Annotated in this window: 3 protein-coding genes and 1 pseudogene; 3 read left to right on the top strand and 1 reads right to left on the bottom strand. The window is 75.5% G+C overall.

Features of this window, described 5'->3' with window-relative positions; translation table 11 throughout:
* Positions 1–205, top strand: a 205-nt coding sequence (locus PINTE_RS20725; protein ID WP_157087430.1) for an iron chelate uptake ABC transporter family permease subunit, incomplete at its 5' end; no start/stop codon positions are given.
* Entirely contained in the window at positions 202–1,281 is a 1,080-nt protein-coding gene (locus PINTE_RS20720) for a FecCD family ABC transporter permease (protein WP_068434380.1), read from the top strand. The genes PINTE_RS20725 and PINTE_RS20720, both read left to right, overlap by 4 nt.
* A gap of 44 nt (positions 1,282–1,325) precedes the next feature.
* On the opposite strand, the gene PINTE_RS20715 is transcribed toward PINTE_RS20720, so the two are convergent.
* A complete protein-coding gene (locus PINTE_RS20715) occupies positions 1,326–2,162 on the bottom strand; it encodes an SDR family oxidoreductase (protein ID WP_068434378.1) in 837 nt (278 codons plus the stop codon).
* A gap of 388 nt (positions 2,163–2,550) precedes the next feature.
* Between PINTE_RS20715 and PINTE_RS20710 the strand changes: the two are divergent.
* Positions 2,551–3,374, top strand: a pseudogene (locus PINTE_RS20710) (hypothetical protein); the annotation flags it as partial.

Here is a 3,374-nt window from a genome sequence, read left to right as displayed (position 1 = left end):
CGGCGCGCGACCCGTCGCCACCGTGCTCGTCTCCGCGCTCACCGGCGCCCTCGTGCTGCTCGTCGCCGACGTCGCCGGGCGCCTCGTGCTGACCACCTCCGAGGTCAGCGTCGGGATCATGCTCGCGATCCTCGGCTCCCCGCTGTTCGTGCTGCTGGCCCGCCGTCTCGGCGACGCGCCCCGGGCGATCGGAGCCGGCCGATGACCTCCTCGACCCGCGTTCGCCCGCCGACTCACCCCGACGGGTCGACCGGCGCGCCCACCCCGCGGCGGGCGCCGCACGCGCGGCGCCGCCTCGTGGCCGCGAGCCTGCTGGCGGCCACGCTGTCGGGCCTGGTCGTGCTGCACCTGAGCCTGGGGGAGACCTGGCTGCCGCCGTCGGAGGTCGCCGCCTCGCTGCTGGGCCAGTCCGCCTCCGGCGGCACCGACTTTCTCGTGCGCGAGCTGCGCGGACCCCGCGTCGTCGGGGCCCTCGTCGTCGGAGCCTGTCTGGGCGCCTCCGGAGCGATCACCCAGTCGCTGCTGCGCAACCCGCTGGCCAGCCCCGACATCATCGGCGTCACCGCGGGTGCCTCCTGCCTGGCGGTCGCCGCCCTGCTCGCCGCGGGCGCGGTCTCCTTCGCCGGAGTCGGGTCGGTCGGGGTTCCCCTGCTCGCCTGCCTCGGCGGCGCGATCGCCGGGGTGCTGGTCGTCGCGCTCGCCTGGCGCGGCGGCCTCGACGCCCGCCGGGTCGTGCTCGTCGGCCTCGGCGTCAACGCCGGCCTGTCGGCGCTCACGTCGTGGCTGCTGCTGCGGGCCGACCTGCCCGACCTCACCGCGGCGATGACGTGGCTGACCGGCTCCCTCGCGGCCGTCGACGCCGGCACGCTGCGCCCCGCCGGGGCCGGCGCGCTGGCCTGCCTGGCGCTGGCGCTGCTCGGCTCGGAGCGCCTCGGCCTGCTGCGCTTCGGGGACGCGACCGTGCGCTCCCTGGGCGTGAACGTTCCGGTGTCGCAGCTGATCCAGGCGGTGCTCGCGGTCGTCGCCGCGTCGTTGGCGTGTGCCGTGGCCGGGCCGGTGGCGTTCGTCGCGTTCTGCGCCCCGCAGATCGCGATGGTGCTGTTCCGCACGCAGGGGCCGCCGGTGGCGGGCGGCATGCTCGTCGGGGCCGCGATCATGGTCGGCGCCGACATCGCCGCCCGGGTGGCCTTTCCGACTCCGGTGCCCGTCGGCCTCGTCACCGCCTTCTGCGGCGCGCCCGTGCTGCTGTGGCTGCTGACCCGGCTCGGCCGCTCGGCCTGACGCCGCTCGACCTGACCTCGGGTGCCGCTCTCGCGGCGAGGACCTCAGCGGGTCATCGCGGCCCCGCCGTCGACGACGAGATCCTGCATCGTCACGTGCCGGGCGGCCGGCGAGGCGAGAAAGGCGACGACCCGCGCGATGTCGTCCGGCTCCGCGATGCGCCCCAACGGGATGCCGACCTTGAACCGGCCAGGGTCGCCCCGCACGATCGTCTCCTCGTCGATGTCGGCGTCGGCGAGCATGCCCTCGACCATAGGTGTGCGCGTGGTGCCGGGGGAGACGACGTTGCAGCGGATCCCGAACTCCGCCAGCTCCAGGCCCAGAGACTGCGTGAACAGGGCCGCGGCGGCCTTCGACGCGCCGTACGCGGCCATGCCGTGGCGCGGCAGCCGGCCGGCGTTCGACGCGACGGTGACGATCACCCCGCGGCGGCGCGGCACCATCCGGCGCGCCACCGCGGTGGAGACGGTGAACACCCCGGTGGCGTTGACCGCGAAGATCCGCTCCCAGTCCGCGTGAGTCGTCGCCAGGGCCGGGCGATTGCCCAGCGTGCCGGCGCAGTTGACGAGCACCTCGATCGGGGCCTCGCGTTCGACCTCGGCGATGAGGTCCTCGACGCCGGTGGGGTCGGTGACGTCGAGTTCTCGAACGCGCCCTGGGCTCGCCGGGCTCGCCGGGCTCGTCGGGCTCGTCGGGCTGCTCGGGCTCGCCGGGCTCGCGTGGTCGACCGGTTCGACTGGGCTGGTCGGGCTCGTCGGGCTCGGGCGCGCGTCGACGCCGACCACGCGGTGCCCCGCGGCCTCCAGGGCCCTGACCACGGCGGCACCGATCCCACCGGCGGCCCCCGTGACGACCGCGACCGAACCCTGTGAGTCACGCATGAGGTAAGCCTGCCCTAACCAAAGGACTCGGTGGTCGGCGGCCTCGCTGCCGTGGCCGGCGCGGGCGACCCCGGCGCGGGCCCACCGTCTCCCTCGGTGTGCTCGGCGTTGCGCTCAGCGCTCACCGTTGCGGCGACAACCGCAACCCCGAGCGGCGAACGCAACGCCGAGGGGAGACGGGCAGCCGGCCATCGCGGTCAGGTCCGGTCTCCGCGCGCCGCGGACGACGAGGCGGCTGGCCTTCTCCGGTGCGCCCCCAAACCCTCCCGGCAGCCTCAGTCTGCCTGCCTATTCCGTGAACTTCATTGCGCGACAAGCAGATCTTTGTGTTCAGACACGCCCGGGGCGGGCTTGACTCACTTCCCGTCGCTGAGTTGGGATGGCGCCCATGTATCAGGGGCAGGGCGGGGCGGGCGAGGCCGCCTCCCGAGCACGGGGTGCCCTGCTGGCGTTGGCGCGGGGCCGCCATGTCGGGAGCGCGCGCGAGGGACGGCGCACCGACCTGTCCTGGGCGCCCGCGCCGGGCGAACTCGAAGCCCTCAACGTCGTCGGACCCGGCGTCTACCGCGACATCGGCCTGCGCGCCGCCCGACTCGGGCTCGTCCACGACCTCGTCGACCCCGGTGACCTCGTCGACTCCGTCGACCCCATGGACTCCGGTGACCTCGACGGCGCGCCGACCTCGCCCGCACCGATCGAGCGCCCCGAGACCCCCTTGCGAAACGTCTCGCCCGCGGACGACCTGGAGCCGGTCGACGACGCCATCATCTGCGGCGTGCTGCTCGGGGTGACCCTGCCCAGCGACCCGATCGACGGCCTCGTCGCCGGGGTGACCACCGCGCTGTCCCGGTCGGTGGGGCTCGCGCACATCGACGAGTCCGCGCCGCTCATCGCGGCCACCGCCGGCGTCGCGGCGGCCGTCAGCGCCGGGATCGAAGGCGCCAGCTGGCCGCAGCGCGTGGCGCTCGCCGCCTGGGCCTGCGACGAGGGCGCCGCCACCGGCAGCTACCGCCCCGGGCCGCGGTTATCGGCCCGGCTCACCTGGGCGTGCGCTCTCGCCGAGCGCGCCGAGACCGACCCCGTCGACGTCGTCGCGCTGCTCGTCGGCAACAGTGCCATCCCCCAGGAGGCGGTGCCGGCCGGTTTCGCGCTGGCCGCCGTCGGCACCGACGTGCCGTCGACCCAGCGGGCCGCGGTCGCCCTCGGCGGGCG

The sequence above is a fragment of the Piscicoccus intestinalis NBRC 104926 genome (assembly GCF_001515525.1).
Taxonomy (GTDB): domain Bacteria; phylum Actinomycetota; class Actinomycetes; order Actinomycetales; family Dermatophilaceae; genus Kineosphaera; species Kineosphaera intestinalis.
The sequence above is the reverse complement of the archived record's forward strand: the minus strand, read 5'-3'. Positions and strand labels throughout refer to the sequence as shown.